The following is a 19,756-nucleotide window of genomic DNA, read 5'->3' as shown; positions in this document are numbered from 1 at the left end:
GGTGCGCCTTGCCGCAATGATGATCGGAGAGGGGCGCGGCCGCACGGTGTCGGGCGACGGGCCCTACGAGGGCACATGAGCGGCCATGCAGTACTGCGCCCCGAGCGGCAGCCAGCCGAGGCTCGCGTCCAGCTTGTGAAAGAAGGGCGTGTCGAACGGAGTGAATATGATGAACTGCCGCTCGATATCGACCATGCCGGCGGCGCGGAAAAGCTTGGCGAGCCGGTTCGAACGGAGCAGCACGGCGTTCTGGTCGAACGGACAGCTCCTGACGATCTTCTTCGTCAGCGGATTGAGCGGATTGTGCTCGATGATGATGACGAGACCTCCCGGTCGGACCACGCGAGCCGCTTCTACGAGAAAGGACTTCCAATCGTCGGGAGGCACATGATGCATGACGGCAATGGCAAAGGCGATGTCGAAGGTGCGAGCATCGTAGGGAAGCCGCGTGCCTTCATAGACATCGTAATGGACGTCCGGATTGTCGGCCCTGGCTTCCTCGATGACCGTGCCAGCGACGTCGATTCCGGTCAGCTTGATACCGGGTTGCGCAGGCATCAGATGGGGATGAATGAGGCCGTGTCCGCAGCCGATATCCAGAACATCGAGAGGTTTTGACGAAGTACCGTTCTGCGACCGGACCTTGGAGAACGTGTCCAGCAGGTAACGGGCCTTGGCGCGTGTGAAGAAATCCTGGGGCTGGCCGCTGAAGGCGATCGCATCGTCGATTTGCGCGCTATAGCCGTCGCGATATTGGTCGAATTCCGTCATCAAGCTTGCCCCGTTCCGGTTCGGTGGAGGATTTCGGCTGGCGCCCGGGTGTCCCCTGGCGCTGCCGCCCCTAGCGCCAGACGGTCTAGTGACGCGCTGGGCACGTTGACACTGTACTCGATCACGGTCGTCGGCCGCGACCGCACCTGGTTGTAGATGCGCCCCACATACTCGCCGATGATCCCGAGGAAGATGGCATTGAGGCTGATGCCGAACAGCAGCAGCACGGTTGTGGTCGCGAAGCCTGCTGGCCAGTCGACCCCGAAGAACAGCCGCGCGAAGATGTAGAAGAAGCTGCCAAGGCACGTCAGCATCGAGATGCCCAATCCGACGAACGCCGCGAGGCGGAGCGGGAAGATCGAGTGTGTGATCATCCCGTCGACAGCGAGCGCGATCAGCTTGGCAATAGGAAACTTGCTGACGCCCGCCTGCCGCGCTTGCCGGTCGTAGGGCACGCCGACCTGCTTGGTGGCCAGCAGTGAGGTCAGGCCGCGCGTGTAGGGCGCGACGTCATTGATCAGATGCAGTTGATCCAGAACGGTACGGTCGATCAGCCTGAAGTCACCGCTGTCGAGCATCAGATTGTCGTCGGACAACCTTTTCAGCAGCCGGTAGTAGAATTGCCGCGCCCATTGCAGCGGCTTGCTCTCCTGCCGAAACCGTCTGATGCCGACGACCACGTCGTGGCCCAGCTCCCACAGCTCAAGAAATCTGGGGAATACCGTCGGTGGATCCTGGAGGTCGCAGTCGATCTGGATTGCGGCGTCTCCGGAGGCCAGACGATAGGCTGTGAGCACGGACCTCTGGAATCCGAAGTTTCTGGCAAATCGTACCGCGCGCACGCGAGGGTCTTTGGCCGCCAGCTCGGAGATAATCGCACTCGAATTGTCGGTGCTGTGGTTGTCCGTGAAGATTATTTCGAACGCATAGCGATCGTTCATCTGCTCGAAAACATCGCGCACGGCACCATAGGCCCTGCGGATGTTGTCTTCCTCGTTGAAGACAGGAATCAAAATGGAAATGAGCTTGCGTTCAGTGTCAGAAGACGTCCCGCGCATTTCGTTCGTTGTCCTGTCCGTGGCTATCGGTATTCGGCCGAGAGTTGATGCCGGCGAAAAGTTGCTAGTAACAGATGTGGCGCATCGCGCAAAGCCATCCCCACCCGCCGGCGGCAAATTACGTAGCGTTCCGAAGGGCATATGCTTGATTAATGGGGAGCTTTCCAGTAAGGGTCGCCCGGCACGCCTGATGTCGCACCCCCACTCGGGAAGGTCGTCTCCCAGAAATTTGCAGTATCTCGTTGTTGCAATTAAGGTTCCGAATGCCCAACGCATCACATCACGACATTCCGACCGGGAAGCTGACACGCTGCCAGGTTTGCGGCTCTGAGCGGCTTGAGCTTGTTATCGACCTCGGCCATCAACCGCTCTGCGATTCGCTGCCTTCAAAGGCGCAACTCGATGGGCCCGAGACGAGCTATCCGTTGCGCCAGGTCTGGTGCCGTGATTGCTCCCTGTCCCAGATCGATTATGTCGTTCCTCCTGAGGTTGTCTTTCATCCGGAATACCCCTATCGCTCCGGTATCACCAAGGAGCTTGCGATCTACCAGGATGCGTTCGTACAGGATGCGGTCGCGGACCTCGGGCTGAAGCCGGATCAACTCGTTGTCGACATCGGGTCCAACGACGGAACGCTGCTCTCCGGCTTCAAGCGGCGCGGCATGCGGGTGCTGGGCATCGAGCCGACCAACATCGGTCGCATCGCGCAGGAGCAAGGCATCGACACGTTGCAGGCGTTCTTCAACGAGGAAACTGCCCGCAAGGTGGTCGAGACGCACGGTCACGCGAAGGTCGCGACTGCCACCAACGTCTTTGCGCATGTGGCGCAGCTCGGCGGCTTTATCCGCGGCCTCGAGCGCTTGCTGGCGCCCGACGGCGTCTTCATTCTCGAAAACCACTATCTGCTCGACGTCATCGAGGGCGGGCAGTTCGACACGATCTACCATGAGCACCTTCGCACCTATTCGCTGAAGTCGATCGTCAAGCTGTTCGAATTCTACGACTTCACCTGTGTCGACGCGCAGCGCGTCAGCCGCTATGGCGGCAATATCCGCGTCTATGTGGCGAAGGGCCGGGGACGTCCGGTCAAGCCCGCGGTCGCGGAACTGTTGAAGGCCGAGGATGATTTCGGTCTCTCGCGGCCCGAATGCTATGAGGCTTTCCGCGCGCGAGCCGAAAAGGTCAAGCTCGACCTCCTCGAGCTCGCCCTCGAAGCCAACAAGAAGGGGCTGAGCTTCGTCGGCAATTCGTGCCCTGGCCGCTGCAGCACCTTGCTGAACTATGTCGGCATCGACCGCATGCTCATGCCGTACATCTGCGAGCAACCGACCTCGCTCAAGCTCGGTCTGCATTTGCCCGGAAAGCAGATTCCCATCGTCGACAACGAACGGTTGATCCGCGAGCAGCCGGACTATGTCGTGCTGCTCGCTTGGCACTATGGTCAGCCCATTGCCGAGCAATTGCGCGCCAGGGGATTGAAGTCGAAATTGGTCATGCCCTTGCCCGAGGTTCGGATATTGCCGGATTGAGCAATGCGGCGGCCGTCAAGCCGCCGCATGCGCCGCTGCTTCCGGGAGGACGCAGCAATGATGATTTCGGCTCGGGCACTCTGCCGTCCGCGAGGTTTGGTCGTCTCCTAGCGGCGGACCTGACTTGCGACGACGTCCTTGCCTTTGCCGCTCGATCAGATTGGCGACGATTGTCACGCAGCTGACCGAACAGGAGCTTCTACCGGCTCGCACCGTGCGGACGCGAAAGGAGTTTTGATGAGCGGGGTTACGGTCGCCTTGGTGGGGGGCGGACGGTGGGGGCGAACGCATGCCTCCGTCTTGGCTCAGCTTTCCGACCGGACCGCACGCATCCTGTGGGTCTCGCGGCACAACAAGGCCGCGCTAGAGGCATTCCTGGCCGATCTTCCGGGAGCAGGTGATCGGTTCACGGTGGTCGATAGCCTGGATGTGGCATTGGCTTTGCGTCCTGGCGCCGCCATTGTCGCGACTCCTGCCGGCAATCACGCCGAGACCGCCGAGCTCCTGCTGCGCAGCGGCGTGCCGACCCTGGTCGAGAAGCCACTGGCCCTTGGTGTGGACGAGGCAAGGCGGCTTGTCGATCTGGCAGCCGAGCGCGGTATTCCGCTTCTCGTTGGTCTCCACCTGATGACGGCCCCATTCCTGCTTCACTTCCTGCGCCTGTCCGCGGGACGGGCGGTGTCTGCGATCGAACTGGAGTGGCTGGATCCGGAGCAGGAGATCCGGCACGGCGTCGTCAAGTCGTCTAACCTGACGACCCACAAGGTCGACGAGATCGTGCCCCATCTTTGGTCGATGCTGCACCTGATCGACGACACTGCGGAGCCGAAACCGCGCACGGTGAAGCCATGTGCGCAGGGTGCCGTCGAAGTGGAGGTCGATATGCACGAAGCTCGCGCAACCCTGCGGTTCGGACGAAGGGCGCCGGCGCGCAAGCGGCGCATCGGGCTTGCATTTCGCGATGGAGGTCATGCCGAGCTCGACTTCACGCATGAGCCCGGCGCAATCATCCTCGATGGCGTTCAGCAACCGAGCCTCGAAACGGACGGCAGGATCGGTCCGCTCGCGGTCGAACTCGCCGGCTTTCTGGACATTGTGCGTCTGGGGCAGGATGCTTGGTCGTCTCCGCGATCCGCATCCCGTTGCATGGGAGCGGTCGAATTGGCCGAAGCGGTGCGGACCCAATTGGTTGTGGCAGAGGCGGCGGCCGCAGCGGCGCGCCTTGCGCGCGGCGGTTCGATGAGGGATCCCGATATTTCGGCTTGGGTCATCGACAACATCGCGCCGCTTCTGGACGTCCAGGAGCCGCGCACCGAGAACGAGAGGCGAGAGCTCATGGGCCTGATCTTGGACGCGGCCGACATGGCGGGGCCGACGGACCATGTCGAGGACGATAAGCTGCGTCGAACGATGGCAACGATCCGCCGATCGGACTTCTGCGGCCATTTGAACCGAGGCCTCTCGGCCTGAGGGGCCGTCACTTTCAGGCGTTGCGCCGCGTGACCGCCGCTGGCGAGAGCCAAAATTGCCAAGGCAGCAAGATTTACATCGCCCTCAGTTTGTATAAAAAGCCCCCAAGAGGTCTACATGTATGTGATTGGGATAAGCTCCGGCATCAAGCACGGCCACCACGACGGAGCGGCGGTATTGCTGCGCGACGGCGAGTTGATCGCGGCGGCCGAAGAGGAACGTTTCACGCTGGCCAAGCACGCGCGCGGCGAGCTGCCGCGTGGGGCGATCGGGTTCTGCCTGAAGCAGGCCGGCATCACCATGCGCGACGTCGACTGGATCTGCTCGCCGCTGAAGACCTACACGAACTACACGCAGCGCCTCACCGAATATTTCAGGTACCAGTTCGGTCACAGCCCGAAGATCGAGCTCTACGACCATCACCTCTGTCACGCCGCGAGCTCGTTCTACGGATCCGGTTTTTCCGAGGCGACCGTCGCCTGCTTCGACTTCTCCGGCGATTCCAGCTCCGGCCTCGTCGCCCATGCCCGCGGTAACGACTTCCGCGTGCTGACGCGGTTCGCCCGCAACAACAGTCTCGGGCTCTATTACGGGATGCTGACCCAGTATCTCGGCTATCAGATGACCAATGACGAGTACAAGGTCATGGGCCTGTCGTCCTATGGCAGCCCCGACTATCTCGACAAGTTTGCGAAGTTATTGCGTCCGGCTGGCATCAATTACGAGCTCGATCCCGAGCTCGACAAGCGCCGGCGCGACGCGGAAATCTTCACCAGCGATTTCTCGACGCGGCAGGAGCGCATCTTCACCGAGAAGATGGAGGAGATTCTGGGGCCGCGGCGGCTGCGTGGTGCGCCGCTCGACCAGCGGCTGACCAACATCGCAGCGAGCGGCCAGAAGCAGCTCGAGATCGTCGCCACCGAGGTGATCCGCTCCGCGATCGCCGAGACAGGCTGCGGCGACGTCTGCATCGCCGGCGGCGTCGGCCTGAACTGCAAGATGAACATGGAGATCGCGGCCGAGCCGTCCGTGAAGCGTCTCTACGTTCCGCCGGTGCCGCATGATGCGGGCGTGGCGCTGGGCGCCGCGATGATGAAATGCGCGGAGGCTGGCCACACGATCGCGCCGCTGACCCATGCATATTGGGGACCGGAATATTCCAACGACACGATCAAGGAGACGCTGGACAAGATCGGCGCGCGGTTCGAGCTGCTCGACGATCCCGTGTCGCGCTGCGTCACCGACCTGACGGAGCAGAAGACCGTCGGCTGGTTCCAGGGGCGGATGGAGTATGGTCCGCGCGCGCTCGGCAACCGCTCGATCCTGGCCGATCCGCGCCATGCGAGCATGAAGGACCGCATCAACCTCACCATCAAGTATCGCGAGGAATTCCGCCCGTTCTGTCCGTCGGTGCTCTACGATCGCCAGGCCGAGTATTTCGAGGACACGTTCGATGCGCCCTTCATGGTGGTGACGTTTCCGGTCAATGAGAAAGTCGCCGAGACCATGCCCGCGGTGGTCCATGTCGACAACACCGCGCGCATCCAGAGCGTCCATACGGACAGCAATCCGCTCTACAGCCGTCTGATCGGCGAGTTCGCGAAAGCCACTTCGCTGCCGGTCCTGATCAACACCAGCCTCAATATCAACGAGCAGCCGACGGTGAACGCGCCACTGGAGGCGTTGCATACGTATTTCTGCTCGGGTCTGGACGTGCTGTATCTCGGCAACTATCGACTATCGAAGTCGAGCTGAAGTTACCGCTCGTCCGCGATCACCTTGCCGTCGTTCGGCAGCGCGCCGGGGCTGACCAGCTCGACATTGCCGCCGAGTTTCGTCACCGTGCGCAAGGTGCCTGCAATTTCCTCGCGCAAGGCGTCGCTCGCGGTCGCAGTTTCCGCTCGCAGCGTCATCGCATCGGCCTCGCCCTGGCGCATGACGACGAGGCGCAGGCGGCCGAGCGCGGCATGGCGCTTGCCGATCTCGGCGACCTGCTCGGGTCGGACGAACATGCCCTTGACCTTGGTGGTCTGGTCGGCGCGGCCCATCCAGCCCTTGATGCGCATGTTGGTGCGGCCGCATTTGCTCGGGCCCGGCAACACCGCGGTGAGGTCGCCGAGCGCGAGACGGATCCAGGGATGGTGCGGATCGAGCGAGGTCACCACGATCTCGCCGACGTCGCCCGGCGCGACGGGATCGCCGGTGCCGGGTTTGACGATCTCCATGATGAGATCCTCGTTCACGACCATGCCCTCGCGCGCCTCGGTCTCGAAGGCGATGAGGCCGAGGTCGGCGGTGCCGAAGGCCTGGTAGGCGTCGATGCCGCGCGCCTTGATCTCGGCTTGGAGCGAGGGCGGGAAGGCCGCACCCGAGACCAGCGCGCGCTTGATCGATGAGACGTCGCGCCCCGAGACTGCTGCGGCATCGAGCAGAATCTTCAAAAAGTCCGGCGTGCCGCTGTAGCCGACCGGACGGTAGGCCTCGATCAGCTCGAATTGCTGCTCGGTATTGCCGGCACCGGCCGGGATCACCGCGCAGCCGAGCGCGCGGGCCGAGGCATCGAAGATGAAGCCGCCGGGGGTGAGGTGGTAGCTGAAGGTGTTGAGCACGATGTCATCGGGGCGGAACCCGGCCGCGAACAGCGCCCGCGCACCGCGCCAGGGATCGGCCTGCCGCCCTTCAGGCTCGAAGATCGGACCGGGAGAGGTGAAGAGGCGGGCGAACGATCCCGGGGCTGCCGGCACCAAGCCGCCGAAGGGCGCTGAGGCCTTGTGCAGGGCCGGCAGCTCCGACTTGCGCAGCACCGGCAGGCCCGCCAGCGCCGCCCTGGAGGTCACTGCGGCCGGATCGATGCCCTTCAGCCGCTCGGCGTAGGCGGGTGCGGCCATTGCGCCGCGCAGCACGTCCGGCAGGCGGGAGAACAGCTCCGCCTCGCGCACGGCTGGTTCGCGCGTCTCGCGGGCGTCGTAATGGGCGGTCATGGCTGGTCTTTCCGGGTTGGCATCCGTTGCACGCCGCCGCCGGCATGGGTATCAGACGGCCAGTATCGAGGCGTGGAGAGGACGCGATGGCGGACGAAGGCATCATTGCGGCGGGTGAGGCGGCGGACGTCGTCGCGCGCCTGAAGCGCCGCATGATCGACGAGGCGCTGCCGCTGTGGTCGTCCGTCGGCTGGGACGATGCGGCAGGCGGTTTCATCGACCGGCTGCAGCTTGACGGCACGGCCGACACGGCCGCGCCGCGGCGCGTGTTCGTGCAGGCGCGACAGATCTGGTGCTACGCCAAGGCGGCGCAGATGGGCTGGTATCCTGAGGGGCGCGCCATCGCGCTGCAGGGACTGGAGCATCTGCTCGGCAAAGCGAAGGCGCCCGACGGCCGGCCCGGCTACGTGCACCGGCTGACGCCGGACGGCGCCGTGCTCGACGGCCGGCGCGATGCTTACGACCACGCCTTCATCCTGTTTGCGCTCGCAGCCGTCTACGGGCTCGACCAGGATGCGCAAATTCGCGCCGAGATCGACGCGCTGCTCGCCTTCCTCGACGGCCATCTGCGCTCGCCGCATGGTGGCGTGCATGAAGGCCTGCCGGTCTCGCTGCCGCGCCGGCAGAATCCGCACATGCATCTGTTCGAGGCGATGATCGCGTGCTTCGATGCGACCCGCGATCTGTCGTTCCAGAACCGCGCCGGCGAATTCTTTGCGCTGTTCCTCGCCAATCTCTACGACAAGCAGAAGCGGATCCTGACGGAATATTTCGAGGAGGACTGGTCCAAGATCGAGCCGGTCAGCGTCGAGCCGGGCCATCAGGCCGAATGGGTCTGGCTGCTGAAGGGGTTTGAACGCATTACGGGTTGCCCGACCGGACAGCGTCGCGCCGAGCTGCTCGCGACCGCGTTGCGCTATCGCGACGAGGCCACGGCGTGCCTGGTCGACGAGGGCGATGCCAGCGGCAACATCCGTCGCAGCACGCGCCGGCTGTGGCCGCAGACCGAGATGGCCAAGGCGTGGATCGCGCAGGCCGAGTCCGGCGAGGCGGGCGCTGCGGACGAGGCGCGCGCGGCGCTGGTGCGGCTCGAACGGCATTATCTCAGCCATCCCGTGAAGGGCGGCTGGTACGACCAGTTCGATCGCGCCGGCAAATCGCTGGTCGACACCATTCCTGCGTCGTCGTTCTATCATGTTCTCTGCGCAGTCACGGAAGCGGAGCAGGTGCTGAGCTGAGTTTCACAGCCACCGTTTGCGCCGCTTGAAACTCTTGAGGTTCTTGAAGCTCTTGCGCTGATCGCCGGCGCCGCCGAGGTAGAACTCCTTGACGTCCTCGTTGTCTCGCAGTTCGTCCGCGGTGCCGTCGAGCACGACCTTGCCCTGCTCCATGATGTAGCCGTGGCTCGCCACCGACAGCGCGGCGCGGGCGTTCTGCTCGACCAGCAGGATGGTGACGCCGAGATCGCGGTTGATCTTCTGGATGATTGAGAACACCTCTTTCACCAGCAGCGGCGACAGGCCCATCGACGGCTCGTCCATCAAGATCATCTTCGGGCGCGCCATCAGCGCGCGGCCGATCGCGAGCATCTGCTGCTCGCCGCCTGAGAGATAACCGGCAAGGCCGGTGCGCTCCTTCAGGCGCGGGAAATAGTTGAAGACCATGTCGAGATCGGCATCGACCTCGCGATCCCTGCGGGTGAAGGCGCCGAGCTTGAGGTTTTCGAGCGATGTCATGTCGGCGACGATGCGCCGGCCCTCCATCACCTGGAAGATGCCGCGACGCACGATCTTGTCGGGATCGATGCCGGCGATGGCGGAGCCCTCGAACAGGATCTCGCCACGCGTGACTTCGCCGTCCTCGGTCTTGAGCAGCCCCGAGATCGCCTTCAGCGTCGTCGACTTGCCGGCGCCGTTGGCGCCCAACAACGCCACGATCGCGCCCTTGGGCACGTCGAGGCTGAGGCCGCGCAGCACCAGGATGACGTCGTCATAGACGACCTCGATGTTGCGGACGGCGAGGAGGGGCGGCGCGGGTACGGCGGTCGGGCTGGGGCGGGATGCTTCAATGGTTTGGGACATGAGTTTTCATTCTCCGCTGTCGTCACCCCGCCTTGTGCGCAATTGCGCACTGAGGCGGGTGACCCAGTATTCCAGGGACGCTCGACGCTCCCCGAGAGGCCGCGGCGTACTGGATCCCCCGCTTTCGCGGGGGATGACAGTTGTGCGTGCAGCGAGAGCTAAGCTCACCACCCCAGCAGTTCCGGCTTGCGCGGCAACTCGATGGTCTTGACCTTCTCGAGCTTGATCGTGCCCTTGGCCATGAGGTCGTTGAGGTCGCCGTCGGTCGCGCCCGCGATCTTGGTGCGATAGAGGTCGACCTTCAGCGTGCCGCGGTGGTCCTTGTCGGTCCAGGTCGAGGCATTGCAGACGCCTTCCATGCCCGACGGCACCCAGTCCTTCTTCTGGTAGAAGCCCTTCACGACGTTGTCGCCGGTGGCGCCGCCGTTCTTGGCGGCCCAGTCGAGCGCCTCCTTCATGTAGAGCGCCGAGCAGACGGCGGCGATGTAGTGCACCGGCCGGTAGACCTTGCCGCTGGGGTCGGACATCTTCGAGATCTCCATCACCGTCTTCATGCCGGGCGCATCGCCACCCCAGCTCACCGCGGTGCGCAGCGGGAAGATCACGCCGTTGGCGGCATCGCCGGCGGTCTTGGCGGCGTTCTCGTCCATGCCCCAGACATTGCCGAGGAACTGGATCTCGACGCCGGCGGTCTTGCAGGCCTTCATCACCGAGATGTTGGAAGCGGCGGTGTTGCCGAGATAAGCGTAGTTGGCGCCCGAGGATTTCAGGCTCAGGCACTGCGCGCTGTAGTCACCCGGGGCGAGCGCGAACACCAGCGGCGGCAGCACCTCGAAGCCGAGCTCCTGCGCCATGGCCTCGCCGGCGGCCTTCGGCGCGTTCGGATAGGGGTGGTTGGCGCCCATGTGCACGAACTTCGGCTTGCCGGCCTTGCCCTTGGCCTTCCAGTCCTCGGCCGCCCACATCAGCATCGCGCGCAGCGAGTCCGAGTAGCTCGGGCCGTAGAAGAAATTGTAGGGCGCGGGCTTGGCCTTGCCGCTGACGCCTTCGGGGTCGGTGAGGGCGGCGGCATAGGAGCCGGAGAGATCGGGGATCTTGTCCTGGGCGAGGAAGCCGGTCAGCGCTTCGGTGTCCGCGGTGCCCCAGCCCATGATCGCGGCGACCTTGGAGTCCGGCGCCGACCATTTCTTGTAGAGCGCGATCGCGCGCGGCACCTGGTAGCCGTAGTCGTTGGTGTCGACATTGAGCTGCTTGCCGCCGACGCCACCGTTCTTGTTGACCCAGGCGAAGGTGTCGGCGACGGCCTGGCCGTAGGGCGTGCCGACGTCGGAGGTGCCGCCGGAATAATCGGCGAGATGGCCGATCGCGATCTGCGCCTGCGCGCCGGCCGAGAATGCGGCGATCGCCAGTGCGAGCGATGCGGTGCTCAAAAGGGATTTTGTCTTCATTGGTTGCCTCCTCCTGTTTCTTCGTTGGTTAGAGAGTGGCCCGTGCTCAATGCGAGAACGGGTAGAGTTTCCAGTACGCCTTGATCTGTCGCCAGCGATGGGCGAGCCCGTCCGGCTCGAACATCAGGAACGCGATGATGATCACTCCGATCGCGATCTCGCGCAGAAAGGTGATGTTGGTGTTGAGGGACAGCGCCTTGTCGATCGCGCCGCCCTTCAGGTAGAGGCTGATGAATTCCATCGTCTCAGGCAACAGCACCACGAAGGCGGTGCCCATCAGCGTGCCCATGATCGAACCGGTGCCGCCGATGATGATCATGGCGAGGAACAGGATCGAACGCTCGATGCCGAAGCCTTCCTGGGACACCACGAGCTGGTAGTGCGCATAGAGCGCGCCGGCGATGCCAGCGAAGAAGGCGGCCAGGCCGAACGACAGCGTGCGGTATTTGGTGAGGTTGATGCCCATGATCTCGGCGGAGAGATAATGGTCGCGGATCGCCACCAGCGCGCGGCCGTCGCGTGTGCGCATCAGATTGGTGACGAGGACGTAGCTCGCGACCACATAGGCCAGCACGACATAGAAATATTGCCTGTCGCCGCGCAGGGTGAAGCCGAAGATCGAGAACGGATTGGCGCTGGCCGGCACCGAGCCGCCGGTGAACCACTCCGCGCGGGAGAAGAAGTCGAGCAGGATGTATTGCGCCGCCAGCGTCGCGATGACGAGGTAGAGCCCCTTCAGTCGCGCCGCCGGGATGCCGAAGATCAGCCCGACCAGCGCGGTGACGACACCCGCAAGCGGAATCGCGAAGAACACCGGGATCGGCGCGTTGTTGGAGATGTAGGCCGAGGTGAAGGCGCCGAGCAGGAAAAAGGCGGCATGGCCGATCGAGATCTGGCCGGTGAAGCCGACCAGGATGTTGAGGCCGAGTGCCGCGATCGAGAAGATGCCGATCTGGATCAGGATGCTGAGCCAGTACCCGCCAAGGAATTGCGGCACGAGGCAGAGCAACAGCACGCCGATGATCGCAAAGTTGCGGCTGGTCGTGGTCGGGAAGATCGTGGTGTCCGCCGCGTAGGAGGTGCGGAAATCACCAGCAGGGATGAGGGCAGGGCCGGCCATGGATCAGATCCGCTCGATGTCGTGGGTGCCGAACAGGCCGTAGGGCTTGATCATCAGCACGATGATGAGGACGTAGAACGGTGCGATCTCGTAGAGATTGCCCCAGTGCAGATACTCGCTGTCGACATATTGCGCGATGTTCTCGAGCAAGCCGATGATGATGCCGCCGAGCACGGCGCCGCCGACGGAATCGAGCCCGCCGAGGATCGCCGCCGGGAACACCTTGATGCCGTAGGCCGCAAGTCCCGAGGACACGCCGTTGACGACGGCGACCACCACGCCCGCGACCGCCGACACTGTCGCGGAGATCGCCCAGGCCATCGCGAACACGCTCTTGACGGAGATGCCGAGCGATTGCGCGACCTGCTGGTTGAACGCGGTGGCGCGCATGGCGAGGCCGTACTTCGAGGCGCGGAAGAACCAGGCCATGCCGATCATCATCGCGACCGAGACCACGAGGCTCATGACATAGACGGTCTGGATCTGAAGCCCGAGCAGGCTGACCGACTGGCTCTCGAACACGCGCGGGAACGGTTGCGGATTGACGCCGAACATCCATTTGAGCGTGGCCTGGAGCACTGTCGAGAGGCCGATCGTCACCATGATCACCGAGATGATGGGTTCGCCGATCATCGGTCTCAGGATCAGGACCTGGATCGCGATGCCGAATACGAACATGAACACCAGCGTCATCGGCATGCCGATCCAGAACGGCACCTGGTACTTCGCAAGCAGCGCCCAGCACACCCAGGCGCCGACCAGCAGCAGTTCACCTTGCGCGAAGTTGACGACCTGCGTCGCCTTGTAGATCAGCACGAACGACATCGCGACCACGCCATAGAGCGTGCCGACCACGAGGCCGTTGACTAGGAGCTGGATGAGGAAGGCGGTGTTCATGTTATGCTATCCTTCGCCTCTCCCCGCTTGCGGGGAGAGGCCGGCGTGCGAAGCACGACGGGTGAGGGGGAGCTTCCGCATGCAAGGTGCCGAAGAGTCCAAGACTGGGCGCGCAAGAAGCCTGCGAGCCGCGTTGACGGATGCGGAAGGAAAACTCTGGTATCGCCTGCGCGCCCGCAGGCTGAGCGGCTACAAATTCGTCCGGCAGGAGCCGATCGGGCGATACACCGTCGACTTTATTTGCCGGGAAGCGCGCCTGATCGTTGAAGTGGACGGTGGCCAACACGCCGATAGTCCGCACGACGCCGTGCGAGACAAATGGCTGACCGACCGAAATTATCGGATCCTGCGGTTCTGGAATAACGACGTTTCGAGCAATTTGATCGGCGTTCTCGAAACGATTGTCACCGCCCTCGCGGAGGCTCCCCCTCACCCGGATCGCTGACGCGCTCCGGCCTCTCCCCGCAAGCGGGGAGAGGCGAAGGGCAGCACCGTTCGCGACGGTAGCCTGTTTCACTCCGCGGCCTCCGCCATATGGCCATGCCCGCCGAGATCCACCACGCGCAGGGTCGTTCGCACGCGCTGCGTGGTGCCGTCCTGGAAGCGGATCACGGTGTCGACGGGGATGTCGGCATCGCCGCGGTAGATCGCGTTGATGATGCCCTCGTATTTCTCGTTGATGACGCTGCGGCGCACCTTTCGGGTGCGGGTGAGCTCGCCGTCGTCGGCGTCCAGCTCCTTGTAGAGCAGCAGGAAGCGCGAGATGCGTTGCGCCGGCGGCAATGTGGCGTTGACGGTCTCGACTTCCTTCTTGAGCAGCGCGTAGACCTCGGGCCGCGAGGCGAGGTCGCTGTAGGTCGTGAACGAGAGCCGGCTCTTCTCCGCCCATTTCGAGATGATGGAGTATCGGATGCAGATCATCGCCGCGAGTGCCTCGCGGCCGGCCCCTAACACCACGGCCTCCGCGATATAGGGCGAGAACTTCAGCTTGTTCTCGATGAACTGGGGCGAGAAGCGCTCGCCGCGCGAGGTCTCGGCCAGGTCCTTGATGCGGTCGATGACGACGAGCTGGCGGTTCGCGTTGAAGTAGCCGGCGTCACCGGACAGCATCCAGCCGTCCTTGATATCGGCGACGCTCGCCTCGGGGTTCTTGTAATAGCCGAGGAACATGTTGGGATGCCGCACCACGATCTCGCCGACGCCGTGGACGTCGGCATTGTCGATGCGGATCTCGACGCTGTCGGCCATCGGAATGCCTGTCGTGTCGGGGTCGACCTTGCCCTCGGGGTGCAGCGTGTAGGCTCCTAGCAGTTCGGTCTGGCCGTAGAGCGTGCGCAGCGGCACGCCCATGGCCTGGAAGAACTTGAAGGTGTCAGGGCCGAGTGCCGCGCCGCCGGTCGCGGCCGAACGCAGGCGGGTAAAGCCGAGGCGGTCGCGGAGCGCGCGGAACAGGATTGCGTCGGCAAAGCTCGAACGTTTGCCGTCCGCGAGTGCCGCGAGGCCGCTCTTCATGCCGATGTCGAACAGGCGCTGCTTGAAAGGCGTCGCGTCCATCACCTTGGCGCGGACGTCGGCGGCGATGGACTCCCAGACGCGCGGCGCGAACAGCACGAACGTCGGCGCGATTTCGCGCAGATCGTTCATCATCGTATCGGGCTCTTCGACGAAGTTGATCTTCATCCGGCACAAGAGGCCTTTGCCGAGCACATAGACCTGCTCCATGATCCACGGCAGCGGCAGCACGGAGACGTATTCGTCGTCCGGCCCCTTCGGATCGAAGGCGAGATAGGTCGCGCAATGGCCGAGCACGCGGCCGGCGGCGAGCATGGCGAGCTTCGGGTGCGAGGTGGTGCCCGACGTGGTGCAGAGAATCGCGACATCCTCGCCCTTGGTGGCATCGACGAGGCGATCGTAGAGTTCCGGCTCGCGCGTGGCGCGGCCGCGGCCGAGCTCGGCGAACGCTTCCGCCGACATCAGTCTGGGATCGTCGTATTTCCGCATGCCGCGCGGATCGGAGTAGATGATGTGCTTCAGCCGCGGCACGCGCTCGGCAAGCGCGAGCAGCTTGTCGACCTGCTCTTCGTCCTCGGCGAAAACGACCTGCGCCTCGCCATAGTTGAGGAGGTAGGAGGCTTCCTCGTCCAGCACGTCGCGATAGAGCCCAAGGCTCAGTCCACCGATGGCGTGGGTCGCCACTTCCGCTGCGACCCAGTCCGGCCGGTTGTCGCCGATGATGCCGATGACGTCCTCGCGCCCCAAACCCAATTCGATGAGGCCGAGCGCAAAGTCGCGTACGCGGGTGTGGTAGTCATTCCAGGTGAAGACGCGCCAGAGCCCGAGATCCTTTTCGCGCAACGCGATCTCGTTGCCGTGCTCCCTGGCATTGAGCCGCAGCATCTTCGGATAAGTGTCGGCCTGCGCGACGCGGCTCGCGTAATCCATCATGCCGCACTCTCCTGCGCTGGCGGAGCATCGTCCGGATCGACCAGCACCTCGTCCTCCTCGCCGAGATAGGCACGCCTGACGTGGGGATCGGCGAGCACGGCGGCCGGATCGCCCTCGGCGATCTTGCGGCCGAAATCGAGCACCATGACGCGGTGGGAGATGTCCATCACCACGCCCATGTCGTGCTCGATCATCACCACCGTCATCCCGAACTCCTCGTTGAGGTCGACGATGTAGCGGGCCATGTCCTCCTTCTCCTCGAAGTTCATGCCGGCCATCGGCTCGTCGAGGAGAATGAGGCGCGGTTCCAGCGCCATGGCGCGGGCGAGCTCGACGCGTTTGCGCAGGCCGTAGGAGAGGGTGCCGGCTTGCGCCTTTCGCACCGACTGGAGGTCGAGGAAGTCGATGATCTCCTCGACCTTGCGGCGGTGCTCGAGTTCTTCCTTGCGCGCGCCGGTGAGCCAGTACAGCGATCCCGTGAGGAAATTGTTCTTCAGGAGGTGATGGCGCCCGACCATGATGTTGTCGAGCACGCTCATGTGGTGGAACAGGGCCAGATTCTGGAAGGTGCGGCCGATGCCGAGCGTGGGGCGCGCGTTCGGCGTCAACCCTGTGATGTCGCGGCCGCGGTAGAACAGCTGGCCCTCGGTCGGCTTGTAGCGACCGGAAATACAATTCACGATCGAGGTCTTGCCGGCGCCGTTGGGGCCGATGATCGAGAACAGCTCGCCGTCATTGATCGCAAAGCTGACATCGGTCAGCGCACGGACGCCGCCGAATCGCAAGGACACGCCGCGCACTTCGAGACTGGTAGCCACCAACAAATCCCTCCCGGTGATGGCGCATTCAGCGGCGCTCTTCGTCCGTTCCTGTCGGGCGATCCTAGTACGGCCGTGCCGGTGAGGCCATGCAGCTATTGGTCTCGACCGGCGCCGCGCCACTCTTGCTCCCGATCGGGATCAAAAGCCGCATCGCCCAAGGTGGTCCTCAATAGGGGAAAGCGCTATTTTGAAATGTCTCCCGCCTGACAATTCTGCGACAAAGTTTTTTCAGGCGGGAGTGGCCTTCATCTTTCGTCGGATGGTGGTCGAAACGATCGTGTTGCAGTGCAACAGAGAGATTGGGTGACGAACGGTGCGGCTGGCTTCGGCATCATGATTTCAGAGGATCAACTGAAGCGGGTCGCCGCCTGGTCGCGCGAGCTCACGGAAGCGGAGATCGAGGTCGCTCGCGCCGGAATCACGGAACGGTCCTACCGCACCGGCGAGACCGTGTTCATGCGCGGCGATACGTTCAGCTATTGGGCGGGCATGGTGAGCGGCCTGGCGCGGATGGGCGGGGTCTCGCGCGACGGCAAGGAGACGAGCCTTGCCGGGCTGACGGCCGGGGCCTGGTTCGGCGAGGGCAGCGTGCTCAAGAACGAGCCGCGCCGATACGACGTGGTCGCGCTGCGCGACAGCCGCGTCGCGCTGATGGAGCGTAGCGCCTTCATGTGGCTGTTCGAGAACAGCGTCGGCTTCAACCGCTTCCTGGTGCGCCAGCTCAACGAGCGGCTCGGCCAGTTCATCGGCATGCTCGAGGTCAACCGCACGCTGGATGCCACCGCACGCCTCGCGCGCAGCATCGCCTCGCTGTTCAATCCGATCCTCTATCCGGAATCCACCGCGCATCTGGAAATCACCCAGGAGGAGATCGGCGCGCTCTCGGGCATGTCACGGCAGAACGCGAACCGCGCGCTGAACCGGCTGGAGAAGGAGGGGCTGCTGCGGCTCGAATATGGCGGCGTCACTATCCTCGATGTCGAGCGGCTGCGCGGCTACGGGGACTAGCGCGCGTACTCATAAATGTCAGTTCCGAGGCTCAAGCGGAAGTTGCCCTGCTCGGTCGGGATCGACTGCTTGCGACCCGTTGCGGACCTCGGCCAACGATCGCCGCTACCTCTGGGGTAGCCGCCGCCGTGCGGCCGTGTCCAGCTGTTGCCGAGTAGTGTTCGGGGGGTGACGAAACAAAATCCACCGGGATGAAACCATTTTCCGGCCTTCACGAAGGCATGGTGAAACAGTCGGACGTCTAAAAGCAGCATTGGAAGCGATGGGCAAAGGGGCACAGCATAAAGAACGACGATCGCCATTAGGCGGGGAGCGAAGCCATGTCACAGATTCGCAAAGCTTTTTTGGGTGCTCTCGCGACAGCATTGACGATCGGTGCCGTGCAATTCGCTTCAGGTCACGACCTTGGAGATCGCTGGCAGGCGGGCTCTGAACAGCCAAGTCACATCGTCAATCGCGCAGGCAAGGCAGATCATCTTGCTGCCCCCAAGCCGTCCGCAGTCCAGACGAAAACGGTTTCCCTGCGCTTGAACGATCAAGCCGATACATCGGTCCTGATGCGTATTCCATTTGCGCAGGCCCGCATCACCAAGACGCCGCTGTGGAATCAGAGCCGTAAGCCGACAGTCGCCTGCGAGCCCATGGTCAGCACGCTCACGGAAGTCGCAAGGCTCCTGCAGCTCGGCCGTTGCGTGACCTGATCACTCAATCCGCTTTTCGGGGTGAAGCGGATATGTCCGTGAAGCTCCTTGATGTCGTGCTTTGACCCTCAACAGACCTTTCAATGTCTGTAAGGTTCAGCACCCGATTTATGAGGACAGGCCCTAGCGTGCATTGGCGGGGGCGTGGAGCGGCCAGAGGTCGGCGCGCCAGTGGATCGCGATCGCCAGCATCGCGATGAAGCCCGCAACGGCATAGAGCGAACCCGTCGCCGAATAGCCGATGATGTCGATCAGACTACCGGCCGCGAGCAAGCCGATCGGCAGGCCATAGATCACCATCATGCGCACGCCCATCACGCGCCCGCGCAGATGTGCGCTGGCCGTACGCATCAGGATCACGGCTGCCGAGATCATGGACATGCTCTGGGCGATGCCGGCGAGAACGAGGCAGGCCATGGCGACAGGCATGGTCCTGATCTCGACGAACACCAGCAGCAAGGTGTACCAGGCCAGCGTCGCACCGATCAGAAGCCGGGCAATGCGCAGTCCGCCGATCAGGCTGAGTGTGATGGAGCCGATCAGCGAGCCGACGGCGAAGCTCGCCGAGAGATAGCCGAGGCCGGTCTGGTCGGTCTGGAAGATTTCGCGCGCGATATAGGGCAGCAATCCTCCGGTGAAGGGAAATGCGGTGAGATTGGCGAGGAAGGCGACGCACAGCGCCGCACCCATGCCCGGGCCGTTCCAGGCGTAGACGATCCCTTCCTTCAGCTCGTCGAGCAGTTTTGAAACGGCGCGGCTGTTCGCCGGCAGATCGGTCGTGGCAACGGACCTTTCCGGCCGGGTCAGGCAAAACATGAGAATCGCGGCAACCAGATAGAGGCAGGCGACCGCCGCATAAACGAGCCCAATGCCAAGCACGGCAAACAGCCCGGCTCCCGTCAGCGCTCCGGCAATGCGCGCGCTGTCCTGGGTCGTGCGTGACAGGCTGATCGCGCCGATCAGAAGCTCGGCCGGCATGATGTCGGCGAGCAACGCGCTGCGAAGGCCGAGATCGGAGGAGCGGATCAGGCCCATGATCGTCACGATGATCATGACGTTGAGCGGCGCCAGATGGCCGGTCAGCGCCAGCACCATGATGGTCGAGGCGAGCAGCGTATAGACGAGGCGCATCACGACCAGGAGATCGCGATGACCGATGCGGTCGCCGATCATGCCGAACACCGGCGCGACCAGTGTCCCGACGAACTGGAGCGAGGCAAGCACGGTCAGCAGCAACACCGAGCCGGTCTCGACCAGGATGTACCAGCCGAGCACCAGCGTCTCGATCTCGAACGCCCAGGAGGTGAGCAGGTCGGACGGCCACTGGAAGCGATAGTTGCGGATGCGGAATGGCGCGAGTGCGGAAGGTCGTGCGGATGTGCTCAAGATGCGATGATGGGTTTCACGGCGATTCCCCCTTATTTTT

Annotated in this window: 17 protein-coding genes; 7 read left to right on the top strand and 10 right to left on the bottom strand. The window is 63.6% G+C overall.

Translation table 11 applies throughout. From position 1 onward, the window contains the following. Positions 1-63: 63 nt before the first annotated feature. Both AB7008_RS34160 and AB7008_RS34155 read right to left on the bottom strand, forming a co-directional pair. Positions 64-771, bottom strand: coding sequence for a class I SAM-dependent methyltransferase (locus tag AB7008_RS34160; protein ID WP_441260219.1), 708 nt, complete (start codon positions 769-771; stop codon positions 64-66). Next, positions 771-1,829: a glycosyltransferase family 2 protein gene (locus AB7008_RS34155; protein ID WP_441260218.1), complete on the bottom strand. Its 1,059-nt coding sequence runs from the start codon at positions 1,827-1,829 to the stop codon at positions 771-773. Before AB7008_RS34155 ends, AB7008_RS34160 begins: the two co-directional genes overlap by 1 nt. A 263-nt stretch (positions 1,830-2,092) precedes the next feature. Here AB7008_RS34155 and AB7008_RS34150 point away from each other — a divergent pair, with 263 nt between their 5' ends. From AB7008_RS34150 to AB7008_RS34140, 3 genes are all read left to right on the top strand, one after another. Then, entirely contained in the window at positions 2,093-3,358 is a 1,266-nt protein-coding gene (locus AB7008_RS34150) for a class I SAM-dependent methyltransferase (RefSeq protein WP_028160220.1), read from the top strand. Positions 3,359-3,595: 237 nt separating this feature from the next. Further along, the gene (locus tag AB7008_RS34145) at positions 3,596-4,828 is read left to right on the top strand and encodes a Gfo/Idh/MocA family protein (RefSeq protein ID WP_441260217.1); all 1,233 of its coding nucleotides are present in this window, start codon (positions 3,596-3,598) and stop codon (positions 4,826-4,828) included. 117 nt (positions 4,829-4,945) lie between these two features. After that, positions 4,946-6,583 carry a carbamoyltransferase family protein gene (locus AB7008_RS34140; protein WP_441260216.1) on the top strand — a complete coding sequence of 546 codons (1,638 nt, stop codon included), beginning with the start codon at positions 4,946-4,948 and terminating at the stop codon, positions 6,581-6,583. Positions 6,584-6,585: 2 nt separating this feature from the next. Here the strand turns inward: AB7008_RS34140 and AB7008_RS34135 are convergent, their stop codons facing one another. Next, positions 6,586-7,809 carry a phenylacetate--CoA ligase family protein gene (locus AB7008_RS34135; RefSeq protein WP_441260215.1) on the bottom strand — a complete coding sequence of 408 codons (1,224 nt, stop codon included), beginning with the start codon at positions 7,807-7,809 and terminating at the stop codon, positions 6,586-6,588. Positions 7,810-7,895: 86 nt separating this feature from the next. Between AB7008_RS34135 and AB7008_RS34130 the strand changes: the two genes are divergently transcribed. Continuing rightward, on the top strand, positions 7,896-9,047 hold the full coding sequence (locus AB7008_RS34130; protein ID WP_441260214.1) for an AGE family epimerase/isomerase: 1,152 nt from the start codon (positions 7,896-7,898) through the stop codon (positions 9,045-9,047). 3 nt (positions 9,048-9,050) lie between these two features. On the opposite strand, the gene AB7008_RS34125 is transcribed toward AB7008_RS34130, so the two are convergent. From AB7008_RS34125 to AB7008_RS34110, 4 genes are all read right to left on the bottom strand, one after another. Then, positions 9,051-9,890: an ABC transporter ATP-binding protein gene (locus tag AB7008_RS34125; protein ID WP_028160233.1), complete on the bottom strand. Its 840-nt coding sequence runs from the start codon at positions 9,888-9,890 to the stop codon at positions 9,051-9,053. A 164-nt stretch (positions 9,891-10,054) separates the two neighbouring features. Further along, positions 10,055-11,338 carry an ABC transporter substrate-binding protein gene (locus AB7008_RS34120; protein WP_304490614.1) on the bottom strand — a complete coding sequence of 428 codons (1,284 nt, stop codon included), beginning with the start codon at positions 11,336-11,338 and terminating at the stop codon, positions 10,055-10,057. Positions 11,339-11,384: 46 nt separating this feature from the next. Beyond that, positions 11,385-12,458: a branched-chain amino acid ABC transporter permease gene (locus AB7008_RS34115; protein WP_041960455.1), complete on the bottom strand. Its 1,074-nt coding sequence runs from the start codon at positions 12,456-12,458 to the stop codon at positions 11,385-11,387. 3 nt (positions 12,459-12,461) lie between these two features. Continuing rightward, entirely contained in the window at positions 12,462-13,355 is an 894-nt protein-coding gene (locus tag AB7008_RS34110; RefSeq protein ID WP_014493866.1) for a branched-chain amino acid ABC transporter permease, read from the bottom strand. A 79-nt stretch (positions 13,356-13,434) separates the two neighbouring features. On the opposite strand from AB7008_RS34110, the gene AB7008_RS34105 reads away from it, so the two are divergent. Further along, a complete protein-coding gene (locus AB7008_RS34105) occupies positions 13,435-13,800 on the top strand; it encodes an endonuclease domain-containing protein (protein WP_304490612.1) in 366 nt (121 codons plus the stop codon). A 68-nt stretch (positions 13,801-13,868) separates the two neighbouring features. Here the strand turns inward: AB7008_RS34105 and AB7008_RS34100 are convergent, their stop codons facing one another. Further along, a complete protein-coding gene (locus AB7008_RS34100) occupies positions 13,869-15,800 on the bottom strand; it encodes a long-chain fatty acid--CoA ligase (protein WP_441260213.1) in 1,932 nt (643 codons plus the stop codon). Next, positions 15,797-16,618 carry an ABC transporter ATP-binding protein gene (locus AB7008_RS34095; protein ID WP_014493868.1) on the bottom strand — a complete coding sequence of 274 codons (822 nt, stop codon included), beginning with the start codon at positions 16,616-16,618 and terminating at the stop codon, positions 15,797-15,799. Before AB7008_RS34095 ends, AB7008_RS34100 begins: the two co-directional genes overlap by 4 nt. 336 nt (positions 16,619-16,954) lie before the next feature. Here AB7008_RS34095 and AB7008_RS34090 point away from each other — a divergent pair, with 336 nt between their 5' ends. Continuing rightward, a complete protein-coding gene (locus tag AB7008_RS34090) occupies positions 16,955-17,629 on the top strand; it encodes a Crp/Fnr family transcriptional regulator (protein ID WP_039157522.1) in 675 nt (224 codons plus the stop codon). 320 nt (positions 17,630-17,949) lie between these two features. Next, positions 17,950-18,330, top strand: a complete 381-nt coding sequence (locus AB7008_RS34085) for a hypothetical protein (RefSeq protein ID WP_441260212.1) — start codon at positions 17,950-17,952, stop codon at positions 18,328-18,330. A gap of 123 nt (positions 18,331-18,453) precedes the next feature. Here the strand turns inward: AB7008_RS34085 and AB7008_RS34080 are convergent, their stop codons facing one another. Next, positions 18,454-19,716, bottom strand: coding sequence for an MFS transporter (locus AB7008_RS34080; RefSeq protein WP_441260211.1), 1,263 nt, complete (start codon positions 19,714-19,716; stop codon positions 18,454-18,456). Positions 19,717-19,756 lie beyond the last annotated feature (40 nt).

Origin of the sequence: Bradyrhizobium sp. 521_C7_N1_3, from assembly GCF_052075975.1 — a bacterium.
Taxonomy (GTDB): Bacteria; Pseudomonadota; Alphaproteobacteria; order Rhizobiales; family Xanthobacteraceae; genus Bradyrhizobium; species Bradyrhizobium japonicum.
Note: the sequence above shows the minus strand (reverse complement) of the source record. Positions and strands in the feature narration are given on the sequence as shown.

Bases quoted from the DNA above. Each gene is read 5' to 3' on its own strand.
- AB7008_RS34100 (WP_441260213.1), bottom strand. From the start codon at position 15,800: ATGATGGATTACGCGAGCCGCGTCGCGCAGGCCGACACTTATCCGAAG.
- AB7008_RS34110 (WP_014493866.1), bottom strand. From the start codon at position 13,355: ATGAACACCGCCTTCCTCATCCAGCTCCTAGTCAACGGCCTCGTGGTC.
- AB7008_RS34150 (WP_028160220.1), top strand. From the start codon at position 2,093: ATGCCCAACGCATCACATCACGACATTCCGACCGGGAAGCTGACACGC.
- AB7008_RS34130 (WP_441260214.1), top strand. From the start codon at position 7,896: ATGGCGGACGAAGGCATCATTGCGGCGGGTGAGGCGGCGGACGTCGTC.
- AB7008_RS34120 (WP_304490614.1), bottom strand. From the start codon at position 11,338: ATGAAGACAAAATCCCTTTTGAGCACCGCATCGCTCGCACTGGCGATC.
- AB7008_RS34105 (WP_304490612.1), top strand. From the start codon at position 13,435: ATGCAAGGTGCCGAAGAGTCCAAGACTGGGCGCGCAAGAAGCCTGCGA.
- AB7008_RS34115 (WP_041960455.1), bottom strand. From the start codon at position 12,458: ATGGCCGGCCCTGCCCTCATCCCTGCTGGTGATTTCCGCACCTCCTAC.
- AB7008_RS34160 (WP_441260219.1), bottom strand. From the start codon at position 771: ATGACGGAATTCGACCAATATCGCGACGGCTATAGCGCGCAAATCGAC.
- AB7008_RS34125 (WP_028160233.1), bottom strand. From the start codon at position 9,890: ATGTCCCAAACCATTGAAGCATCCCGCCCCAGCCCGACCGCCGTACCC.
- AB7008_RS34135 (WP_441260215.1), bottom strand. From the start codon at position 7,809: ATGACCGCCCATTACGACGCCCGCGAGACGCGCGAACCAGCCGTGCGC.
- AB7008_RS34155 (WP_441260218.1), bottom strand. From the start codon at position 1,829: ATGCGCGGGACGTCTTCTGACACTGAACGCAAGCTCATTTCCATTTTG.
- AB7008_RS34090 (WP_039157522.1), top strand. From the start codon at position 16,955: ATGATTTCAGAGGATCAACTGAAGCGGGTCGCCGCCTGGTCGCGCGAG.
- AB7008_RS34145 (WP_441260217.1), top strand. From the start codon at position 3,596: ATGAGCGGGGTTACGGTCGCCTTGGTGGGGGGCGGACGGTGGGGGCGA.
- AB7008_RS34085 (WP_441260212.1), top strand. From the start codon at position 17,950: ATGTCACAGATTCGCAAAGCTTTTTTGGGTGCTCTCGCGACAGCATTG.
- AB7008_RS34140 (WP_441260216.1), top strand. From the start codon at position 4,946: ATGTATGTGATTGGGATAAGCTCCGGCATCAAGCACGGCCACCACGAC.